21 protein-coding genes are annotated in these 22,832 nt (G+C 37.7%); 18 read left to right on the plus strand and 3 right to left on the minus strand.

All coding sequences use genetic code 11. The features are described from left to right. Positions 1 to 47: 47 nt before the first annotated feature. Together ACSBFT_RS11165 and ACSBFT_RS11170 are read right to left on the minus strand one after the other, a co-directional pair. A complete protein-coding gene (locus ACSBFT_RS11165) occupies positions 48 to 1,895 on the minus strand; it encodes a RagB/SusD family nutrient uptake outer membrane protein (RefSeq protein ID WP_489604688.1) in 1,848 nt (615 codons plus the stop codon). A 10-nt stretch (positions 1,896 to 1,905) separates the two neighbouring features. Next, on the minus strand, positions 1,906 to 5,052 hold the full coding sequence (locus ACSBFT_RS11170; protein WP_489604832.1) for a SusC/RagA family TonB-linked outer membrane protein: 3,147 nt from the start codon (positions 5,050 to 5,052) through the stop codon (positions 1,906 to 1,908). Positions 5,053 to 5,399: 347 nt separating this feature from the next. Between ACSBFT_RS11170 and ACSBFT_RS11175 the strand changes: the two genes are divergently transcribed. The 12 genes from ACSBFT_RS11175 to ACSBFT_RS11230 all read left to right on the plus strand — a co-directional run bounded on the left by ACSBFT_RS11175 (position 5,400) and on the right by ACSBFT_RS11230 (position 16,168). Further along, entirely contained in the window at positions 5,400 to 6,218 is an 819-nt protein-coding gene (locus tag ACSBFT_RS11175; protein ID WP_489604689.1) for a 3-keto-disaccharide hydrolase, read from the plus strand. A gap of 32 nt (positions 6,219 to 6,250) precedes the next feature. Then, a complete protein-coding gene (locus ACSBFT_RS11180) occupies positions 6,251 to 6,913 on the plus strand; it encodes a heme exporter protein CcmB (protein ID WP_463045890.1) in 663 nt (220 codons plus the stop codon). A 39-nt stretch (positions 6,914 to 6,952) separates the two neighbouring features. Further along, on the plus strand, positions 6,953 to 7,621 hold the full coding sequence (ccsA, locus tag ACSBFT_RS11185; RefSeq protein ID WP_489604690.1) for a cytochrome c biogenesis protein CcsA: 669 nt from the start codon (positions 6,953 to 6,955) through the stop codon (positions 7,619 to 7,621). Further along, the gene (locus tag ACSBFT_RS11190) at positions 7,622 to 7,810 is read left to right on the plus strand and encodes a CcmD family protein (protein ID WP_463045892.1); all 189 of its coding nucleotides are present in this window, start codon (positions 7,622 to 7,624) and stop codon (positions 7,808 to 7,810) included. Between the two features lie 5 nt (positions 7,811 to 7,815). Continuing rightward, the gene (locus tag ACSBFT_RS11195) at positions 7,816 to 8,256 is read left to right on the plus strand and encodes a cytochrome c maturation protein CcmE domain-containing protein (RefSeq protein ID WP_463045893.1); all 441 of its coding nucleotides are present in this window, start codon (positions 7,816 to 7,818) and stop codon (positions 8,254 to 8,256) included. 9 nt (positions 8,257 to 8,265) lie between these two features. After that, positions 8,266 to 9,462, plus strand: coding sequence for a chorismate-binding protein (locus tag ACSBFT_RS11200; protein ID WP_463045894.1), 1,197 nt, complete (start codon positions 8,266 to 8,268; stop codon positions 9,460 to 9,462). A gap of 246 nt (positions 9,463 to 9,708) precedes the next feature. Then, positions 9,709 to 11,211, plus strand: a complete 1,503-nt coding sequence (gene rpoN, locus ACSBFT_RS11205; protein ID WP_463045895.1) for an RNA polymerase factor sigma-54 — start codon at positions 9,709 to 9,711, stop codon at positions 11,209 to 11,211. Positions 11,212 to 11,281: 70 nt separating this feature from the next. After that, positions 11,282 to 11,905, plus strand: a complete 624-nt coding sequence (locus ACSBFT_RS11210) for a phosphatase PAP2 family protein (RefSeq protein WP_489604691.1) — start codon at positions 11,282 to 11,284, stop codon at positions 11,903 to 11,905. A gap of 2 nt (positions 11,906 to 11,907) precedes the next feature. Next, positions 11,908 to 12,828, plus strand: a complete 921-nt coding sequence (gene hemC / locus ACSBFT_RS11215) for a hydroxymethylbilane synthase (RefSeq protein WP_489604692.1) — start codon at positions 11,908 to 11,910, stop codon at positions 12,826 to 12,828. Next, positions 12,825 to 13,547 carry a peptidylprolyl isomerase gene (locus ACSBFT_RS11220; protein WP_489604693.1) on the plus strand — a complete coding sequence of 241 codons (723 nt, stop codon included), beginning with the start codon at positions 12,825 to 12,827 and terminating at the stop codon, positions 13,545 to 13,547. Before hemC ends, ACSBFT_RS11220 begins: the two co-directional genes overlap by 4 nt. Before the next feature lie 14 nt (positions 13,548 to 13,561). Then, positions 13,562 to 14,461 (plus strand): SDR family oxidoreductase, encoded by a 900-nt coding sequence (locus tag ACSBFT_RS11225; RefSeq protein ID WP_463045899.1) that lies wholly within the window; start codon positions 13,562 to 13,564, stop codon positions 14,459 to 14,461. Between the two features lie 87 nt (positions 14,462 to 14,548). Next, a complete protein-coding gene (locus ACSBFT_RS11230; RefSeq protein WP_489604694.1) occupies positions 14,549 to 16,168 on the plus strand; it encodes a M1 family metallopeptidase in 1,620 nt (539 codons plus the stop codon). Between the two features lie 57 nt (positions 16,169 to 16,225). On the opposite strand, the gene ACSBFT_RS11235 is transcribed toward ACSBFT_RS11230, so the two are convergent. Continuing rightward, positions 16,226 to 16,897 (minus strand): porin family protein, encoded by a 672-nt coding sequence (locus tag ACSBFT_RS11235; protein WP_489604695.1) that lies wholly within the window; start codon positions 16,895 to 16,897, stop codon positions 16,226 to 16,228. A 201-nt stretch (positions 16,898 to 17,098) separates the two neighbouring features. Between ACSBFT_RS11235 and ACSBFT_RS11240 the strand changes: the two genes are divergently transcribed. The 6 genes from ACSBFT_RS11240 to ACSBFT_RS11265 all read left to right on the plus strand — a co-directional run bounded on the left by ACSBFT_RS11240 (position 17,099) and on the right by ACSBFT_RS11265 (position 22,822). Further along, positions 17,099 to 17,530: a MarR family winged helix-turn-helix transcriptional regulator gene (locus ACSBFT_RS11240; protein WP_463045902.1), complete on the plus strand. Its 432-nt coding sequence runs from the start codon at positions 17,099 to 17,101 to the stop codon at positions 17,528 to 17,530. Between the two features lie 228 nt (positions 17,531 to 17,758). Continuing rightward, positions 17,759 to 19,066 carry a gluconate:H+ symporter gene (locus tag ACSBFT_RS11245; protein ID WP_489604696.1) on the plus strand — a complete coding sequence of 436 codons (1,308 nt, stop codon included), beginning with the start codon at positions 17,759 to 17,761 and terminating at the stop codon, positions 19,064 to 19,066. 446 nt (positions 19,067 to 19,512) lie between these two features. Next, complete coding sequence (locus ACSBFT_RS11250; protein WP_489604697.1) at positions 19,513 to 20,469, plus strand: Fic family protein; 957 nt, start codon at positions 19,513 to 19,515, stop codon at positions 20,467 to 20,469. A gap of 56 nt (positions 20,470 to 20,525) precedes the next feature. Then, positions 20,526 to 21,140: a Pr6Pr family membrane protein gene (locus tag ACSBFT_RS11255; protein ID WP_489604698.1), complete on the plus strand. Its 615-nt coding sequence runs from the start codon at positions 20,526 to 20,528 to the stop codon at positions 21,138 to 21,140. Between the two features lie 150 nt (positions 21,141 to 21,290). Beyond that, the gene (locus ACSBFT_RS11260) at positions 21,291 to 22,292 is read left to right on the plus strand and encodes a sugar phosphate isomerase/epimerase family protein (RefSeq protein ID WP_489604699.1); all 1,002 of its coding nucleotides are present in this window, start codon (positions 21,291 to 21,293) and stop codon (positions 22,290 to 22,292) included. A gap of 161 nt (positions 22,293 to 22,453) precedes the next feature. After that, a complete protein-coding gene (locus ACSBFT_RS11265) occupies positions 22,454 to 22,822 on the plus strand; it encodes a VOC family protein (RefSeq protein WP_463045907.1) in 369 nt (122 codons plus the stop codon). Positions 22,823 to 22,832: the final 10 nt, after the last annotated feature.

Raw genomic sequence — 22,832 nt, forward strand, 5'->3', positions numbered from 1 at the left:
TCCCAATTTAGGGATAGATTTTTTCAATTCGGTTTAAATAGATTCAATTACTCAAAACCTGGATTTTGAACCAAGTTTGCATTTCTATTTATTTCGTTTCTATTGATTGGCAAATAGTACATTTTATCTGCCCACTGTCTATTTTCTTTTCCTTCATCCATATTAATTACAGTATATGAGTAATTATATATGGTAGGGTCATATTTATAGACACCAATAGTTTTACCTGGCTTAAGCGTACCTACGATATTGATACCATTGGCTTTTCTTCCTAAAGTTTCTTTAGCAATCATCCATCTTCTGGCGTCATGATAACGCTGCTCTTCAAAAGCCATCTCTATTCTTCTCTCTTGTCTGTAAAGTTTCATTAAAGCATCTCCTGTGGCAGAAATAGCAGGCATACCTACTCTAAAACGAACTTTATTTATCCACTTAATAGCCTCTGCATCTTCACCTAACTCAATACAAGCTTCTGCATAGTTTAAAACAGCTTCTGTGTATCTCAAGACTGGCCAAGGAATTTCCTGCCATGTATTTTGATCTACAAAATCAGCCGCAGGCTCTGTGAATTTTCTGATATAATAACCTGTGTAGCTACCATTCCAATCTTCAATAGGACCATTTCTAGTATCTAAACCAAAATGTGTATCTCCGCTTGGAAGCTCATACTGTCCTGTCTGAATCTGACCTAATGGATCTCTAGGCTGGTTTGCAGATGCTCTTGGTTTCCACTGTGCTCCATCATAAAGAATAGATGCATAAAATCTTGGGTCACGATTTTCATAAGGTTTTGCAGCATGCTCTGCTTTTTTCCAATCAAATGAAGAACCATCCATCATTTGATAATCATCTACCAATAAAGAAACGGGGGTGTTACCTGCCCAGTTATTATAACCGTTTGGTCCGTTGAAAAGTCCTTGACGCCCTCCCCCTTCTCTTTTAGCAGCAATGAAATATCTACCTAAGATTAGCTCACTTTCTCCGCCATTCCTTGACAAAGAATTGTTCATGTAGTTTTCTTTTCCTTTCGCCGCGGAAACAGGCTCAGAGTAATTCAACAAGCTTCCAGTTCCTTTGTCCAATACTGCCTTTGCAGCAGCTTTGGCGGCCTGCCATCTGGTTTGTTGGCTTCCAGAAGTATAACCCAATAAGTCTTTCTTAGAAAAGCCAGAAATTACAGATGACTTGGCAGATGCCTTTGGTATATCATGTAAATCACTGGCAGCATAAAGTAAGACTCTCGATTTTAAAGCTAAAGCGGCTAATTCAGTTGATCTTCCTGTAGCTGGATTTTTGCCGGCCAATAAAGTAGCGGCATCATCTAAATCTTTAACAATGAAGTTCACACAATCCTCGTAGCTGTCTCTTGTTACCAAGAAATCATCATCAGATAAGCCATAACTTTTAGCGATAATAGGAAACCCACCATAATAACGAAGCAACTGCTGATAATAATAGGCACGAAGAAATTTAGCCTCGCCCATTAAGCGATCCACTAATCCTCCTGAATTATCAATTTGAGGCTCAGTCAACTGCTCAATAGCCACATTAGCTGCCCTGATATAGGTAAACATATTTCCCCATTCATAGGTGTTATTTGTCCAACCCGGATCAGCCGAATTAGATCTTGACTCCGTAACAGTGGTGATTCCTCTACCTGGGTGCGTAAACATGGTCTCATCTGTTAAAGAAGCTAACATTTGCTCATCAAAACCACCGTTTCCAATACCTCTATAGATATTAGTAACCGCTGCTTCTGCCAATGCCGCATCTGTCCAAACGGATGATTCTGAAACCTCACCGAGTGGTTGTGTGTTCACAAAGTCATCACTACAGCCTGTTACTGAGAATAATGAAATGAGAATTGGTAATAATATATATTTCGTTTTTTTCATTTGTCCTTAATTAAAATGTAATAGAAACGCCAGTATTTAATACTCTAGCTTGTGGGTAATACTGACCGTTAGTAGACGCAGATTCTGGGTCTAACACTTTTAGCTTGTTCATGATGTCAAACAAGTTCAATCCATTAGCATAAATTCTAAAGTTGCTTAGGCCTATTTTTGAGCTCAAAACAGCTGGTAAAGTATATCCTACTTCAAAGTTCTTTAAACGGATATAATCTGCTTTTCTGAACCAGTAAGTATTTCCACCTGAGAAATACTGATCACTTCTGTTGGCAATTCTTGGATCTACACTACTTGGATTATCTACGGTCCATCTGTTCTGGTAAATATCTAAGAAGTAGTTACCAATATTTCCAGACTCACCAGCACTGATGTATTGTCTAGCACCGAAAGCACCTTGAATCAATACAGATAAGTCAAATGCTTTATAAGAAACAGATAGGTTAGCACCACCTTGGAAAAGGGGAATGTTATTGAAGTCCATTCTCACTTGATCATCTGGCGTAATCTTACCATCTCCATCGTAATCTTTATACTTCATATCACCAGGTCGAAGCGTATTAACCAAGGCTGAATAATCTAGCTGGTTGCCATCAATTTCTGCTTGGTCTTTAAATACACCATCATACTGATAAACTATGAAAGTATTGATAGGTCTACCTGTAGATTTTTGCCAATCTGGTGCTCCAGCTGCTTCATCCCAGAAAAGAATCTTATTCTTAGCATAGCCACCATTTACACTTACTTCATATTTGACATCACCAGAACGACCTCTATAACCTAAATTAAAGTCAAATCCTTTATTGGCAACTTCACCAATGTTTTCAGCTGGCAAGGACAATCCTGTACTTTGAGGTACGGAAGCATTCTTTTTCCAAAGGATATTGGTTCTCTTATTATAAAATAAATCTAGTTCGAAGAATAATGAGCTCTTAAAAAGATCTCCTTCAAGACCAATGTTGGCGTTATTAGCCACCTCCCAAGTAATAGCTGGATTAGGAACTCGCGTTTCAAACAACGTTTTGGTTTCTGAGTTATTAATAATGTAACTGTTAAAACCATAAGTAGACAAGAACTGATACTCTTGTAGAACGCCAAAGTATTCAATATTATCATTCCCCATTTGTCCCCAAGAACCTCTCAATTTCAAGAAGCTAATGGCAGGAATATTTTTAATAAAGCTTTCTTCAGACATCACCCAACCCGCCAAGAATCCAGGAAAAAAACCAAATCTTGTCTGCTCTGGGAAGATATAAGAACCGTCATTTCTCCAAAGAAACTCAGCTAAATACTTCTCTTTATAATTATAGGCTATTCTACCAAAATAATTTAAACGTGCTTTCTCAAAAGCACCACCGCCATTATTCTTCTCTAAGTCACCACCAGCAAAAATTTGGTCAATGGCTGGCGAAAGGAAATATCTTCTATAAGCATTAAAGTTATCTCCCTCAATGGTCTCTCTGTTAACCCCCGCTAATATAGTAGCAGAATGCTCGCCCCATTTCTTCTCATAAGTACCAATTCCTCCTAATAAGATATTAAGCTGATTTGAATTACTTTGAGACAAGTTAGGCTCGGCAGGTCCTCTTTTATTAGGAACCAACACTGGCGTCACGCCATCAGCTTCAAAACCATTTCCTTTTTCATATAAGGTCCAAGGTATTTGCCATCTTTTTGTTGTTGTTATAGACTTATCAATGGCCGCAGTACCTGTAAACTTAAGACCTTCAACGCCCGGAATTCTAATGTTTAAAGAGCCGTTAGTTTGAATATAGTCTCTTCTGTCTCTATCATAACCCGTCAAATCTGTGGTAACAACCACTGGGTTTTGACCGTTCTCTATATCTGGACCTGGCTTACCATTTGGCCAAAATGCTGGCTGATTTGGCTTACCTCTCATTGACATTCTAAAGATAGCACCGGCAGATTCCGTAGGATAATGTCTATATTCTTCACGAAGAGCCGCTCCAATTTGTAAATCAACATACTTATTAATATTGGCATCCAAATTAATTCTCATGTTGTACTGCTCGTAACCTGTCGCAGAGTTTTTATAATAGGCATCCTGCTTTTGATAACCAAGAGATGTCATATATTTCACATTCTCTCCACCACCTATCAACTGGATATTATGCTTAGATTGAGGAGACCATTTTTTCAATGTTTCACCATACCAATCGGTATCTGGATGTCCCCATGGGTCAGAACCATTAGAATAAAGCTCCATATCTTCCGGAGAATAAGGTGCAGTACGGTCACCATAAGCACCCGTAGCTTTGTAGGCATCGTTTGCAGCTTGCCATTGAGAAGTAGGAAGCTCATACACACTTAAATCATTGAGCATCTCTGCGTATTGTCTGGCATTGGCTAAGTCTGGCACCTTTGTAGGTTGCGAAAAACCTTGGTTAAACTGATAAGATAAAGCAGGCTTACCGTCTTTACCTCTTTTAGTTGTTACCAGGATAACGCCATTGGCAGCTCTAGCTCCATAAATGGCCGCTGAAGCATCTTTAAGTACAGAAATGCTTTCGATGTCGTTTGGATTTAAACGCTCAAATCCACCTGCTCTGTCTGGAATACCATCAATGACCACTAAGGCACTGTTGTTTCCTAAAGTATTGGAACCACGAATCCTGATTTGAGAACCATCTGCACCAGGCTCACCGCTTCTGTTCACAGCCACGACACCTGGTATTCTACCAGCAATAGAGTTGGAAACATTAACAGCAGGCGATTTAATCAAGTCTTCTCCTTTTACAGAAGCCACTGCCCCAACCACAGTCTCTTTCTTTTGGGTACCATAACCTACCACAATAACCTCATCTAAATGAGAAGCGTCAGGCTCTAAAGAAAGATTGATTTTTGTTTGGTTACCAACCACAATTTCTTGCGTTCTGTATCCAATAAAAGAAAACACCAGTACAGATTTGGAATCCGAGGCTTCGAATTTGAAATTACCTTCCAAATCAGTAGATGTCCCTCTGGTGGTTCCTTTTTCAATAACGGTAACGCCGGGAAGGCCTTCACCATTTTCGTCGGTTATTTTTCCAGTAACGCTTTGAGCAGCATTAACCTGAAACACAATCAATAGAAGGCATAGAACAGAAAATAAATTCTTGAGGGTTGAACTTTTACAAGAATGCATTACAAGTCCTCTACCTACTTTAAATAAAGTAGTTTTTTTTGTCATATCAACAAATGTTTAGAGTGTATTTATTGTCTTGTAGGCCCTCTTAAGTAGTAATAGGTGCCACAAAGATAGTAAGATTTCAATATAAAAGAAGACTTTTTACATACAGGTGTAAGCTAATGAGATACCTATCTAGTTTCCATACAGATAGCACCTTTAATATTTATATGTTGATAAAATTCACTTATAATTGCGGTTGTAATGAGTTAATAGTTACTCTTAGTCGCTAACTCTACCTGTATACGTAAACCTATTTGTCTTTATTTTTCAATTCGTTCTCAAAAGCCCTTAAAACAATATTCATGAAATATTTAAGTATTCTTTCACTGCTCTTTCTTTTCCTAACTGCTTGCCAAAATGAAGAACCTAAAGAGGAATGGGTATCTCTTTTTAATGGTAAAAATCTAGACGGATGGGACATTAAAATATCTGGTCATGAACTCAACGACAACTATAAAAACACTTTTATTGTAGAAGACAGCATCATTAAAGTTAATTATGCTGAATATGATACTTTCACGCATGAATTTGGGCACCTATACTACCATGTACCTTATTCAAAGTATAGATTAAGAATGCAATACAGGATTTTTGGAGAGCTAACACCCGGTAGCCCATATTATGCTGAGGCCAACAGCGGCGTAATGCTTCATGCCCAATCTGCCGCTAGCCAGCAATTGAATCAAGACTTTCCTGCATCTATAGAAATGCAGTTCCTCTCAAGAATAGATAGCAACGACAGAGCCACAGGTAATCTTGCATCACCTGGAACACATGTAGTACGTGACAACAAACTTTATACGGACCATATGATGTATTCCAGTGGCAGAACATTTGAAGATCAATGGGTCAGTGTGGAAGCCATAGTGTTAGGAGATTCAATTGTTCATCATGTGGTAGAAGGAGATACGGTCCTGACCTACTATAAACCTCAAATTGGCGGTTGGGAATTGGACGAAACCGACCGATGGTTAAAGGACAAAACATGGGCTAAAAAAATGGCTGGGACTCTTTTAAAGGAAGGTTATATAGCACTTCAAGCAGAAGGTCATCCAGTCTGGTTTAGAAATATAGAAATATTAGATCTATCGAAACCTGCTAAAAGTAATGGTTCAAAGTAATTTGTGAAGTACATTTGCCCTCAGAAGAGCGTATGAAAGAGATATTGGCACTTTTGGGAAAAGAATTCACTTTGGAATGGCGGAACAAATATGCCTTTAATGGCATGATTCTGTACTTAGTTTCCACTGTTTTCATCTGTTATCTTAGTTTCAGAATAAAGTCAAACTCCTTAACACCACCGGTTTGGAACACACTTTTTTGGATAATCATTTTATTTACGGCCATTAATGCTATTTCTAAGAGCTTTGCTCAGGAACATAAGAATAGACACCCTTACTACTACTCTTTAGCAAACCCAGAATCCATCATTCTTTCCAAACTTATTTATAATTTCCTTTTGATGCTTCTCTTGGCATTTATGGGCTTCGGAATTTATACTTTATTTTTAGAAAATCCGGTACAAGACCTACCTTTGTACTTACTCTCTTTGGTTCTTGGAGCATTGGGCTTTTCTGGTGTTTTAACTTTGGTTGCGGGAATTGCCTCTAAAGCAGAAAACTCAGGCTCCCTTATGGCACTTTTAAGCTTCCCTATTATCATACCGATGCTTTTAATGCTGATGAGGCTTTCCAAAAACGCGATGGACGGCTTGGCTTTTTTTGTAAGCAAAGATGAAATTTTCACTTTGGCAGGAATAGACGCTATAGTGATAGCGTTAAGTTATATACTCTTCCCTTTTCTATGGAAGAGCTAAATCGTTTTTTAGACTTAAGAAATTTGTAATAATACTCATATGACGTTTAAAAATACTTGGTGGAAAATCCTAGGAGCCATAATACTGGTTTATGTTTCAGTGGCTGGATTAACTGGTGTAGTTCCACGTTTACCTATCCTTAACGAAACCATCAGAAATACTTATTTCCATGTACCGCTCTGGTTTGCCATGATGACCTTAATGACCGTCTCGATGGTTAAATCATTTCAATATCTATTTAAAGGAGATAATAATTTTGACCATGCTGCTTTGGCACATGCTAATGTGGCGTTCGTTTTCGGAATTCTTGGTTTCCTTACAGGTGCCGTATGGGGTTACTTTACTTGGGGTTCTGCATTACCTATAGATCCAAAACTAATAGCAGTAGAAATAGGTATGCTTATTTATGCAGCATATTTTATCCTTCGTGGGTCTTTTGAAGACGAGCAGAAAAAAGCGAGACTTTCAGCGGTTTATAACATTTTTGCCTTTGCCGCATTTATGCCTTTAGTATGGATTTTACCAAGAGTAACAGATTCGCTTCATCCAGGAAATGGAGGAAATCCAGCCTTCGGGAAATTCGACATGGATAACGATATGAGAATCGTTTTCTATCCCGCTATCATTGGTTGGATATTAATTGGTTTATGGATAAGCAATTTGAAATATAGAATACAAAAATTAGAATACGCTAAACAAGATAAATAGATGTTATTATCAATATTATTAAGCTTAATGCTTCAGCAAGATGTGGAAATGGCCGACCAACTTCGTTCAGACGGAAAGTTTTGGGTGGTTATAGCAGTAGTTGCCGTGGTTACTATTGGAATTATGGTGTACTTATTTATGTTAGATAAGAAAGTTAGAAAACTAGAAGAGCAAGCTAAAACGAATTAGTAGATATGAAAAAATCACATATTATAGCATTGGGTGTCATTGCTGTTGCCATTGTCATGATTATCTCCACGGTAGGAGATGCTAGTACTTATTCAGACTTTAATGAGGCCAAGATAATGGCCGAAGAAGGCTCAAGTGGTTCTGTACATGTGGTGGGAGAACTAAAAAAAGACCAGGCTGGAAATATTCAAGGCATGAAATATGAGCCTTCTATAGACCCAAACAAGTTTGAGTTTATGATGGTAGACTCTATGAATTTCGAATCTAGGGTGGTTTATCTTAAAGCCAAACCTCAAGACATGGAGCGTTCTGAAAAGGTAGTAGTGGTCGGAAAAATGAATATTGAAAAGAACTACTTCTTAGCAGAACAGATACTTCTTAAGTGCCCTTCAAAGTATAATAATGGGGATATGGATTCAAATCAACAAACAGCAATTCTTCGCTAATCATCTTCAATGACGGAAGAAAATATCAAGGAAATATCTCAATTAGCCATCCAAGATGTTTTTGAACAACTTATAGTTGGCCATTTACCTTTTGCCATTTGGCGTATGCCAAATGCCGAAAACGTTTATAACTGTGTAATTTCTACAAATAAAGAAGCCGTTTGGCGTAAAATTGATTTAGAAGAACTAGGCTCAGGCTTCGCTTTTGCTCCGTTTAATTACGCTGATTCTAACAAATCTTTGTTTATCCAAAACGACCTGTCTTTTAGTTTTTCTAGTTTTGATGATGCCTTAAGTCAGGAAGCGGAAGATGCCTTAGCATCCTATATTGACATCCATATAGGTGCTAAACCAAAGAAAAAACCACAAAACGCATTCCGCTTTATTCTGGATGAAAATACGGACGAAAAGAACAGATTTATTCAAAATGTAGCTAAAGCCATTAAAACGATTAAGGAAGGTTTTTTCGACAAAGTGGTGCTTTCTAGACAAAAAGAAATAGCTAGAACTGAAGATTTTTCGCCTATAAAACATTTCATTAAACTTAGTCAGAAGTATAGTAGCGTTTTTTGTTCTCTTACTTATTTGCCCTGGCAAAATGAGATCTGGATGGGTGCCACGCCAGAAAGCTTAGTAGAACAAGACGAAAGCGGCATTTTTAGAACTATGGCTCTTGCCGGAACCCAATCCTCAACCGATACCGATGGTCAGGAAATTTTAACCGCTGATGCACTTTGGCGACAAAAAGAAATAGAAGAACAGGCGTTTGTATGCCGATATATTATCAATTGTCTAAAGAAAATAAGAGTTAGAGAATTCACAGAAATTGGCCCTAAAACCATTAAAGCAGGCAATCTACTCCACCTTCAAACCGCTTTTGAAATAGACACCAAAGCCATAGAGTTCCCACAGCTTGGCTCGGTGATGATTGACCTGCTTCATCCCACATCGGCCATTTGCGGAATGCCAAGAGAAGCTGCTCATACTTTCATACTGGAGACTGAAGATTATAATAGATCTTTTTACAGCGGCTTTTTAGGCCCTGTAAACATCCAAAATAAAACCAATCTTTTCGTAAATCTTCGAACACTCAAGGCCTCATCTGATAAAATCACCCTGTATGCAGGTTGTGGAATCACTGGCGATTCTAACCCTGAAAAAGAGTGGAAAGAAACCGAATTTAAGCTGAAAACAGTTATCGCCTAAGGGGATAATTGTGCTATAAAGTGACAAAATCCCTTTTTTTTTGTATCATTATGAAAGAAATAAGGCACGGATTTTGATTATTTCATAACACACTATAAATGAGAGTAATAAATAAATTCACCATACCTAAACCCGAAGAAATACATCAAATATATCGCCTAAAAAAAGGGTTTGAAAAATATTTGGCATGGTTCATGTGAAAGTGTTGGTATCCAACTTACTTATTTACTCAATAAATGACTTACGATGCAAAAACTTTCCTTAAATCAATCTTTACAGCAGCGACTTTCTCCGCAGCAGATTCAGTTTATAAAGCTCTTGCAAATTCCTACAGCAGAGTTAGATCAAAGAATTGAAGAAGAGTTAGAAATCAATCCAGCCCTTGAAGAAGGAATGGAATTTCAGGAAAAAACTAAAGAAGAAGAATACGGGTCTTCGGACGAATATGATTCTGACGAGTATAGTTCTGAATATGATGAATATGGTGATGACTTCACAGATTACGAAAGCTTGAATTATCAAGAAAAAGTAGATGTGTCGGATTACCTGAATAAGGACGAATATGCAGGTTATAAGATGCAAAGTGATACATGGGATGAAGATAGAGAAAGCATGCCGGTTATTGCGATGGATACTTTGACGGAGACCTTAAATCAGCAGCTTGGATTTCTTAAGCTAGATGAAAAACAAACCGCCATTGGTTTACAATTAATAGGAAGTATTGAGGATGACGGCTACATCAGAAGACCCATCAGATCTATCTGTAACGATTTAGCCTTTGGTCAGAACCTTTATGTGTCTGAAGAAGAAGTTATCAATGTATTACACAAAGTTCAGTTATTTGAACCAGCGGGTATTGGCTCTAGGACATTACAAGAGTGCCTTCTACTTCAGATTGAGCGTTTAAATTGTCAAACGGTAGCATGTGTAAATGCAAAGAAAATTTTAGAAAGCTATTTCGATGAGTTTACAAAAAAGCATTTTGATACGATTCAAAAGAAGCTCGACACGGACCACGACACCTTAAAGGATGCCATTGCTCTTATTACAAGATTAAATCCTAAGCCAGGAAGTGTTGGAGCTTCCGGAGCCACCGCCACCTATCTGATGCCAGACTTTATAGTTACGCAAGAGAATGGCAAACTAGACATAATTCTAAATTCTAAAAATGCTCCAGAACTAAGAGTAAGCAGATCTTTTTCAGATATGCTAGACACTTATGACAAAAGCGACAAAAAAAATAAGCAAATAAAAGAAACGGTCACTTTTGTAAAACAAAAGTTAGATGCCGCCAAATGGTTTATTGATGCCATAGTGCAGCGTCAACAAACGCTTTTAAGAACCATGGAGGCCATTGTAAAATATCAGCAAGAGTTCTTTTGGGAAGGCGATGAAAGCAAACTAAAACCAATGATTCTTAAGGACATTGCAGAGAAAATTGATATGGATATTTCTACCGTTTCTAGGGTAGCAAATAGTAAAGCGGTTCAAACAGACTTTGGAATTTATCCCTTAAAATACTTTTTCTCTGAAGGTATCTCTACAGAATCTGGCGAAGATGCGTCTAGCAGAGAAGTTAAAAACATTCTGAAAGAGCTAATAGACTCTGAGCCAAAACACGCCCCTCTTTCTGACGATAAGTTAGAAAAGCAGCTAAAAAAACGTGGGTATCAAATTGCCAGAAGAACAGTGGCGAAATACCGTGAGCAACTGAACATTCCAGTAGCTAGACTTAGAAAACAATTATAAAATTTAGGCTTTAATAGTTAATTCTGATGCTATATTTGCAGAAATACAAGCATCAGAATTTTTACTTTTTGTGAGCAAAAAACTGGCTAATTTCTTTTCCTACGCATTTCATCCTGGCATTATGCCTGCGGTCTTACTGGCTATATTATACTTTTTCACGCCGTATATAGTCGGAATAGATGGCACCTCACCCAAAGCCAAAATTATTTTATTAGGTTTTGTTTTTGCATATACTTTTTTGTTTCCCTCATTACTCATTTTTTGGCTTTATAAAAGAGGTGTTGTAAAAAGCATTAAACTAGAGCATTTATCGGACAGAAGAATCCCCTATTTATTCTCTATAGCTAGCTCTGGTTTTTTAAGTTACTTTCTATTTCAAAAAGGCCCACAGTTAGAGGCCACGGGAATTATCATTGGTTTTATAACGCTGGTTATCATATTGGTGGCTTTAATAAGTCTCAAATGGCAAATTAGTGCACATTCTGCCGGAATTGGTGGTGTTTTGGGAGCATTATTGATGCTCAAAATTAGATATGACGAAAATCTACTCAACATACCTTTTCTTATCGCTCTTTTAGCAGCTGGGCTTATCATGTCTGCAAGACTGAGATTAAACGCTCACACCTTACTACAAGTTATTGCGGGCTTATTTATTGGATTATTTATTAGTATTATTGGCTCTATATTTATTTAGATATGCATATTAAAATAGGAACAAGAGGAAGTAAACTAGCCTTGTGGCAGGCATATCATGTGGAAAACAAACTGAAGGCTGCTGGTGCCACCACAGAGGTCATCGTCATACATACTAAAGGTGATAAAATTCAAGATAGATCTCTATCAAAAATTGGTAGCAAAGGAGTTTTCACAGAAGAATTAGAAGAGCAGCTGCTCGATGGGAGTATTGATATCGCAGTACATAGTGCTAAAGATTTACAATCCGACATTGGTGAAAATTTCAATATCATAGCTTTCTTAGAAAGAGAAAAAGTAAACGATGTGTTGGCTAGCCATAAGAAGTTAAGCCTATCCGACGAAATAGTGATTGGCACTTCCAGTACAAGGAGAATTGCGATGTTAAGAGCATTTTATCCTAAAGCCTCTATTGTAGACATGCGTGGGAATCTGCAAACCAGAATAGCAAAAATGGAAAGTGGAGCATGCGATGCCCTACTGCTAGCCTATGCAGGCGTGCATAGAATGGAATACCATGACATCATCCAAGAAGTAATTGACAATAAAACCTTTACGCCAGCCGTTGGGCAAGGTTCTGTGGCTATTGAGTCAGCCAATAATTTAGACAAAAGCAAACAGGAATTCGTTAAAGAAGCCTGCAATCATTCTGATACAGCCACCTGTTTACGAACAGAGAGAGCCTTCCTTAAAACCATGAATGGTGGATGCTCTATTCCTGTTTTTGGTCTAGCTACATTAACGGCAGACCAAGAGATTCAACTCAATGCCGGTATTATAAGCCTAGACGGGAAAGAGGTTTTGAGAATAACTGAAAAAGGTAAAAATCCAGAAGAGCTAGGCAAAAAGGTAGGTATGGAGCTTTTAAATAATGGAGGAAAAGAAATTTTAGAACAGATTAGAAGAGAAATAGATAAATCATGAAGCACGTTTTAAGTATTCTTTTAACCATGTGTTTTTTAAGCACAATGGGTCAAAAAGTAAATAAGAAAGACTATCTGGTAACCATGGAAACTAGCAAAGGAACCATGCAAATCATCCTTTTTGATGAGACACCATTACATAAAGCCAACTTTATCAAATTGGCAGAAGATGGTGTTTATAATGGCACAGTATTCCATCGGGTTATTAACGAATTCATGATTCAAGGTGGTGACCCTAGCTCTAAAAATGCAGAAAGAGGAACGAGGCTAGGAAGTGGTGGTGAGGAATATGCTAAAATTCCATATGAATTTACGCCAGAACACATACATACTAAAGGTGCTTTAGCGGCGGCTAGATCAAACAATCCAAAAAAAGAATCTTCAGGTACTCAGTTTTATATAGTTACTGGAAAAAAATACTCCGCAGAGCAAATAACTATGATGGAGTCTAGCATGGCATCTAAAGAAGAAGGTAGAGAACCACTTAAGTATACAGACGAACAGAAAAAAACATACCAGGAACTAGGCGGAACGCCATTTTTAGATAATAATTATACTGTTTTTGGTACAGTGATATCAGGAATAGCAACTGCGGAAGATATAGAAAAAGTGGATAAAGACAGGGCAGACAGACCTACAGATAATGTTTCTATGAAGCTTGCCGTTAAAAAGATGAGAAAGAAAAAGATCACTAAACTTTACGGCTACCAATTTCAGTAAAACACACTAAAAACATGAAAAAAGTTCTTATTACAGGTTCTAATGGTCTTTTAGGCCAAAAACTAGTTTCTCTATTAATTGAAGAGGGTAAATCAGACGTGATTGCCACTGCCAGAGGCGAAAATCGTCTTCCTTTTACAGATGGTTACACTTTCTGTACCATGGATATCACCAAGCAAGAAAACGTAAACAGCGTAATAACCGAACAACAGCCAGATGTTATAATTCATACCGCTGCCATGACCAACGTGGATCAATGTGAGGCAGAGAAAGAAGACTGCTGGGCTCAAAACGTAACGGCAGTAGAATATCTGGTAAATGCCTGTGAAAAGAACAATACTTTTTTACTTCATCTTTCTACCGACTTTATTTTTGATGGCTCCGACGGACCTTATGACGAAAAAGCTGCGGCCAACCCTATTAGTTTTTATGGTTGGAGCAAATTAGCGGCAGAGCATCTTATCACAAATTCTAATATAAAATGGGCCATTGCCCGAACAGTTTTGGTTTATGGCATTGCTCATGATATGAGCAGGTCTAACATTATTCTTTGGGTTAAAAAATCTATAGAAGATGGTAAAACCATTAACGTAGTAAATGACCAATGGAGAACTCCTACCCTTGCAGAAGATTTGGCAAAAGGCTGTGCTCTTATTGCAGAGAAAGAAGCAGAAGGCATTTTCAACATTTCGGGTAAAGATTTACTAAACCCTTACGAAATGGCCATCATGACGGCAGATTTCTTTAAGCTAGATAAATCTTTTATTAAAGAAGCCACCGCAGCCACATTCTCTCAGCCAGCCAAAAGACCGCCTCGTACTGGTTTCAATATCGACAAAGCAGTGAATGACTTAGGCTACGATCCTGTTTCTTTTGAAGAAGGCATAGCATTTTTGGCAAAGCAAATTGGCTAAAATTCGGCTTTGGAAGATTAAACCTTACCGAAGCCTTATATTTGCTTTTTTCGAATATCATTATTTAGAATATTTAGTAAAAGCTTCATGACCAGATTAAAAGGATTTATTGCTTTTCTATTTTTATTGGTTAGTTTTCTAGCCCGTGGCCAGTACACGCACGAAGATTCCCTAAAAGGAAGTATTACCCCTGAGCGTGCATGGTGGGATTTAAAATACTACGACCTATCGGTTAATGTAGACATAGAAAATCAGTATTTCAAAGGCCATAATACCATCTATTATCAAGCCATAGATAAGGGTCAAACGCTACAGATTGACCTACAGGCTCCTATGACCATTACCGCGGTTCGACAGTCGGATTTGGCAGTAGAAATCACCAAAGATGGAGAGAACACTTATCTCATTAAGCTAGCCGAACCTCAGGTGAAAGGACAAATGGGAGCTATTACGGTTTACTTTGAGGGTAAACCAAAAATAGCACCAAAAGCCCCTTGGGATGGTGGTGTAACCTGGAAAAAAGATAGTCATGGAAGACCTTTTGTAGCTACAGCAAACCAGGGGATTGGAGCCAGCGTTTGGTGGCCATGTAAAGATCACATGGCAGACGAAGTCGACAGCATGCAGATAAGCGTGACGGTCCCAGACGGACTTTGGGATGTTTCTAATGGCAGACTTAGAGCCATGAAACTTAATGAAGACGGTAGTAGAACTTGCACTTGGTTTGTGAACAACCCCATCAATAATTATGGTGTCAACATTAACATAGCCGACTATGTGAGTTGGAAAGATGTTTATCAAGGAGAAAAAGGTCCCTTAGATGTATCATTTTATGTTTTACCAGAAAACTTAGAGAAGGCCAAACTACAATTCAAAGATGCATATAGAACGTTAGAAGCTTTCGAGCACTGGTTTGGACCCTATCCTTTTTATGAAGACGGCTATAAATTAGTAGAGGTTCCGTACTTAGGAATGGAGCATCAAAGCTCGGTAACCTACGGAAACGGATACAAAAATGGATATAAAGGGACAGACCTTTCTGGTACGGGATGGGGTCTAAAATGGGATTTTATCATTGTCCACGAAAGCGGACATGAGTGGTTTGCCAACAACATCACTGATAAAGACAAAGCAGACATGTGGATTCATGAAAGCTTTACCAATTATGCCGAAAATCTTTTTGTGGAATATTTCTATGGCAAAGAAGCTGGTGCCGAATATGTAATTGGTACCAGAGCAAGAATTCAAAACGATACGCCCATCATTTCAGATTATGATGTCAATACCTCTGGCTCTTCAGATATGTATTATAAAGGCGGAAACATGCTGCATTCTTTACGTCAATGGATAAACAATGACGAATTATGGAGAGATATTTTGAGAGGTTTGAATAAAGATTTCTATCACCAGACGGTAACCACTGCTCAAATAGAAAATTACATAGCCGAGAAAGCCAATTTGAACTTAGAGCCTTTCTTTACGCAATACCTGAGAACCACATGGGTACCCACGTTAGAAGTAAAAAGGAAAGGTAAAAAACTACGATACCGCTACACGAATACGGTAAATGGCTTTGAAATGCCTTTACGCGTTTCCATTGACAATAGAAAAAATGAGGAGATTATCCCTACGGATAAATGGAAGAAGATAAAAGGGAAATACCTCCAAGTAAATCCAGATTATTACATCTTTACCAAAGAGATTTAAATACAAAAAAGCTGCTAACCTTGACGATTTAGCAGCTTTTTTTAGTCCGATGGAATCTTAGATGGTGAACTTGATTCCCATTCCACCTGAAAGTGTTCTGTTTCTTACTGGAAGTTCAAAAAGTGGAGCATCAATAACTCTTGTAAAACCATGCTGATAGCGACCTTCCACAAAAGCTTTCATTCTAGAAGCTACAGGAAGTTCAAAACCCATGGCAGCCACACCGCTTAGCTCAAAGTCTTTATAAATATTATTGTTCAAATTTGTTCTAATAGGGAAAATATCAAGAATTCTCACCGTCATGTTGGCGTCTGCCATATAACCGAAGGATGGTCCAACGGCCACATAATAATGTGCCGCTTCTTTATTTCCAATATGGTATTTAAATAAGACAGGAACCTCTATATAGTTGGTTTTAAAACTCACTTTACCTTTTAAAGGAATGTTTACCCCTAAAAACTCTCCGCCTACCTTAAAACCCTCTTCTATTTTAAAACCTTTCTGAACAAAAGCCAGCTCAGGCTGAATAGATAAATTGCCTTGAAGTGGAATCTCCATAAAAATTGCGGCACTTCCTGATGGTAAAAATTTAAAGTCTGGTGTTACGTTTTCAATCAAATCGAACTTTGTCATCGTTGATGATGTAAATGCTCCTCTTACCCCGATAGCGTTTTGTGCCATGCCGGCAGATGTGATAATAGTGAATAGTAATGCTAAGATATTTTTCATTGTATTGGTTTGTATTATATGCCTCTTAGATGCTGAAAACCGCTTCTGAGTTTTCTCTTTAAATGTTAAGACTTCGTTAAGAGGCAAAATTATCTATTTTATATATTTTTCAATATTTTCTGAATATTTACTTATTACAATATTTTCAGTAATATAAAATTCAACTTATGTTCTATATTTGCCAGTCGCAACGAATACAAAATGACCAAGTCAGACCAAAAAGCCTACTTTTTCAAAATTGATACCACTGTCAAAAAAGTAAGGAATTACCTCCAGAATCAGCTCCTGAGTGCAGGTTTAGACCTTACCGTAGACCAGTGGGTGGTCTTAGATCATCTGGTTCCTAGCCCTGGCATTTCACAAAACGACCTGGCTGTAGCCACCGCCAAAGACGCTCCCACCATTACTAGAATTTTAGGTATTCTTATAAAAAAAGGATTGGTAGAAAGAAAAACCGCTAAACTAGACCGGAGAAAGCAAATGCTTTTCATAACACCTACGGGCGAAAGCATTCATACAGAAGCGTTTCCAATAGTCGCAGACATGAGAAAAAAAATGTGGGAAAACATCAGCGATGAAGATTTTCAAAGCCTTGTAAGAATTGTAGATATTATCTACACCAATGTAGAATAATCCAATTACACCGTATCCCTATCGTTCTTCTCCCTTCACATTCCCATTAAGAATTATTCTGACTCATTTTGCTTGTCAAAAAACAACTCCAAACTTAGTTAACACGCCTTTAATCGATAAAATAGCTTGAACACAAAGGATTCCTAAAGGATAAAAGCTTGAAAGATTGCACTTATAAATTAATTGTGCTTTTTTAGATAGTTCGTATAATAACCCTAAAATAAAAACATGCCTTTAGTTATTGCCCTCCTCGGAATTTTAGCTTTAATCCTCCTTATAGCTGTTGTAAAATTAGACACCTTTTTATCTTTCGTAATTGTATCGCTTGGGATAGGAATCGCCAGTGGTTTAGATGTCGTGGAAGTGGGCAATGCCATCCAAAGTGGAATAGGCGGAACCTTAGGTGATTTGACCTTAATCATTGGTTTCGGTGCTATGCTCGGTAAGTTAGTGGCAGAGAGTGGTGCAGCCTCTAAAATCACCGACGCCCTCCTGGATAAAGTAGGCACTAAAAACCTCCAATGGGGACTGGCACTCGCTGGTTTCATCATCGGTATTCCTTTATTTTACAATGCCGGTTTCATCATCGTTATTCCTTTAATCTTTGCCGTGGCTCAGGCCTCTGGCTTTAATATGCTCTACGTGGGTATTCCTATGTTGGCTTCGCTTTCTGTGGCTCATGGCTATTTACCTCCACATCCATCGCCAGCCGCCATTGGCATTCAGTTAAACGCTGACTTAGGTAAAACTTTAATTTATGGTTTAATAGTGGCTATTCCGGCCATTGCCATTGCAGGGCCTATTTTTGCTAAGACTTTGAAAAATTTCGATATCACGCCTGACCCAACTATTTTTGGTTTCAAACCCGTTCCTAAAGAACTTCAACCAGGTTTAGGCATCAGTCTTTTAGTGGCATTAATGCCTGTTATTCTGCTTTCTGCGGGCTCAGTGATTAAAGGATATTTTCCAGACATCCAGTTTATTCTTTTAATGGCTCAGCCATATTTTGGCATGTTGCTATCTGTATTTTTTGCTATCTATTTCTTAGGTATCAAACAAGGCAGAAACTTGGAAGATATTTCTAAATCACTTGCCGATTCTTTTAAAGACATCGCCGTGATATTATTAATTATTGCGGGTGCAGGAGCCTTGAAAGAAATTCTTTCTGCTTCAGGTACCAGTACTTATATCGGTGAATTGTTACAAGGTGTAAACATTAATCCATTACTATTAGGATGGGCTACAGCAGCTTTTATTAGAATATGTGTTGGTTCTGCCACCGTTTCGGGTTTAACAGCCGTAGGAATCTTAGCCCCACTCTTTGGCTCTCAGCCAGACTTCCAACCAGAACTCATGGTACTAGCCATAGGTTCAGGTAGTTTAATTATGGGTCACCTAAATGATGGAGGCTTTTGGCTTTTTAAAGAGTACTTCAACCTATCCGTTAAAGACACCCTAAAAACTTGGACCGTAATGGAAACGCTAGTTTCTGTAGTTGGTTTGATTGGTGTTATGCTTTTGAGTTTGGTGGTTTAGTATCCATCAACGGATTTAACTATCTATCAGGATGGCTTTTTCCTTTATAACTATATTACCGATTTCATTGTTATTAATCCCTTTTATCTTTCACCTGGTTTTAGGATCTCAAAGTTAAAAAAAGGTTATTGATTTACCATTTTGGATAGTCTCAATATACTCTATCTTCTTAGAATTGATAAATGATATACATTGGGTTTCTCTCTCATTTCTATAAGGTCAATTTATGCATGAGATAATAAGCTTATCTCCTGGTATATTAGTCTTCGGTTTTATCTCATGCATTTTCCTAAATGTTTTTATTATTATTTTATATTTTTCAAAGAGTGAGAAATTGAAGTGAAATAACTAGGAAATAGACGGATACAATGACATGATATCTCAACAATCTCAACCAAAACCACTACCTTTGATAGTATCATATGATACTATCATCGTCAGTTTGAATGAGACCACCTTATACCATTACTGGGAAAATTTTAAAGTTAGTTGCCTCTATTTCTGAGAGAATTGGTGAGGTAAATGCTGCTCATTTGAGTAAACCACCCACCGAATTAAGGAAGAAAAACAGAATTAAAACCATTCAGGCCTCCTTAGAAATTGAAGGAAACACACTTACCATTGAGCAAATCACTGCCATTGTTGAAAACAAAAACGTTCTTGGACCCAAAAAAGACATCCTAGAAGTTAAAAACGCCATTACTGTTTATGACTACTTAGATAATCTAAACCCTTTCAGTTTCGATTCGTTTTGCGAAGCTCACGGACTTTTAATGGATGGGCTTGTAGATTCGGCAGGCAAACTTCGACGTAAATCTGTTGGAATAGTCAAAGGGGCAGAGCTTACGCATATTGCCCCGCCTAGTGAAATGCTAAAGCCTTTAATGAATGATTTGTTTAATTATTTAAAGATCGAGGACGACCTCTTTCTTATCAAAAGCTGTGTATTTCATTACGAAATGGAGTTTATTCACCCTTTTATTGACGGAAATGGTAGAATGGGACGCCTATGGCAAACTTTGATTTTAAAAGACGCTTATCCCGTCTTTCAATATTTACCTATTGAAACATTAATAAAAGAGCGACAAGAAAAGTATTACGAAGTTTTAAGAAAGTCTGATTCCGCAGGAGAATCGACACTTTTCATAGAATTCATGTTAGAGATTATTCTTGAATCTTTAAAAGAGCTATTGAATATTCAAAATGTAAGCCTATCAAACATAGATAGAATCAACCTATTCAAAACCACTATTAAAGAAGCCTTTTTTACACGTAAGGAGTACTTAAAGAATTTTAAAGAAATATCACCAGCCACTGCTAGTAGGGATTTGAAATTCGCCGTTGAAAACGGAATCGTTGAAAAACATGGAGACAATAACACCTCCAAATACAAATTCAAGTAATCAAAACACAACCCAAATTTCATTAAGTTTACTAACCCATCCATATAAACCTCACCATGAAAAAGAATCTCGCCATTGCTTTTGCCTTAATCGGTTGGTTTGCGGTTATCGCTCAGTACGTTTTGATGATAGAAAATCGGGTAACATCTACCACCGAGGCTACTATCCGTTTCTTTAGCTTCTTTACTATTTTGACGAATACACTCGTCGCTATCTACTTTACTTATGTAGCATTTGGAAAAAACTCGAAACTCCTCAACAAACCAGGTTCATTGACAGCTATTACCGTATACATTTTAGTAGTTGGCTTGGTTTATCAGCTGGTACTTAGAGCTATTTGGGAACCTACTGGTTTACAGAAACTGGTTGACGAACTTCTACACAGTTTAGTACCACTCACCACCCTGATTTTCTGGTATTTCTATGAACAGAAAACACAAGTAAAACTAAAAAGCATTGTTAATTGGCTTATATACCCTTTGGTTTATCTGGTATTTATATTGTTACGAGGTAACATTTCCACCTTTTACCCCTACCCTTTCGTAAACGTGATGGAGATAGGTTTGCCCCAGGTCTTGATAAATTCGGTAATCTTACTCCTGGTCTTTATTGTTCTCTCTGGCATTTTAGTTTTCGTAGGTAAAAGACTTTCAAATCGAAAAAGTATCTAAGTGTTATAAATCAGCATCAATAGGCTTTATTGACTCCGTTTGTAACATTAAAGATTTCGAGGTACTTTCGTCTCTTCAAAACCCCATTAGCCTTTCTTTAAAAGCTAGGAAGTTTTTGAACAGAACCAACTCTTTAAAATCATTCTTAAAATGAACAAAAAAAACTATTCGCTTTTAGTACTTTTTGCAGCCTTCACCCTCATTTTTTCTGCTTGTAAAACCAGCACAGAAACTACGGAAGAAACTGTAACGACGCCAGACCTTCAAATCTCTTTGGCACAGTGGTCTCTTCATAAATCTTATTTTGGAGATGCCCTAAATGGTGACTGGGAAAACTTTGGAAGACTTCTTCGTGAAAACCCAGATTCTTTATTACAAGGAACTATTGACCCGGCAGACTTTCCTACCTTGGCAGCTAGCTACGGTGTAAACGTCATTGAACTGGTTAATACTTTTTATTACAGCAAAGCTCAAGATGATGCATACTGGACCACTTTCAAACAAAAATGTGATGACGCAGGCGTAAGCGTAGGCTTAATCATGTGCGATGCTCTTGGAGACTTAGGAGATGCTGATTCTGTATCAAGAATGACGGCTGTAGAAAACCACTACAACTGGGTAAAAATTGCTAAAAAATTAGGAGCAAGCACTATCAGAGTAAACGCAGCGGGAGAAGGTTCTGCTGAAGAAGTGGCGGCCAATGCCGTAAAAGGATTATCAAAATTAGCCGAATACGCAGCGACTCAGGGTATCAATATAGTCGTAGAAAACCACGGAGGCTACTCTTCTGATGGTTCTTGGTTAGCAGGTGTGATGGAGGCTGTAAACATGGAAAACGTGGGTACATTACCAGATTTCGGAAACTTCTGCATGGAAAGAACACCAGATGGCTGTGCTAAAGAATACGATAGATATAAAGGGATAGCTGAGTTAATGCCGTATGCAAAAGGAGTTAGTGCTAAAACGAACAACTTTGACGCCGAAGGAAACGAAACAGCATCTGATTATCTTAGAATAATGAAGATTGTTAAAGATTCGGGTTTTAAAGGCAATATTGGTATTGAGTATGAAGGCACAGCCATTTCTGAAGACGAAGGTATCAAAGCTACAAAAGCTCTTATTGAGAAAGTGCTTAAGGAACTAGAAGGTTAATTCCAATCGTTCTTAAAAGGAGTCCGCAGTAGAAAATTCTACCGCGGACTTTTTTTGTTCTATTTTAAGATTCCTTCTAAGGCTGAAGCAATAGATTTACCACAATCTTTTTCTAAATTTATAGCACTTAGATATACTGAAAAATAATTCTAATTTAAGAAATGGCTTTTCAATCCAAATCAATTCGAACTTTCATCGGAGCCAAAGACTTCTCTGTTTCCTCTGATTTTTACAAAGACTTAGGTTTTGAAGAAGTTAAAATAGACAACACAATGTCCTACTTTAAGGTAAACGAAACCTTAGGCTTCTATTTACAAGACTACTATGAGAAGAAATGGGTGAACAATTCCATGATATTTTTAGAAGTAGACGATGTAGAAAAATGTCAGACAGAATTACTTTCCAAAAACCTTCCTTCAAAATACAAAGGTGTGAGATTTACAGAAATCGTTAAAAACCATTGGGGCGAAGAAATATTCATGCACGACCCTTCAGGCGTTTTATGGCATTTCGGTAAATTCTATCATTAATTATTATTAC

It is taken from the genome of Arcticibacterium sp. SM2516 (genome assembly GCF_057914865.1).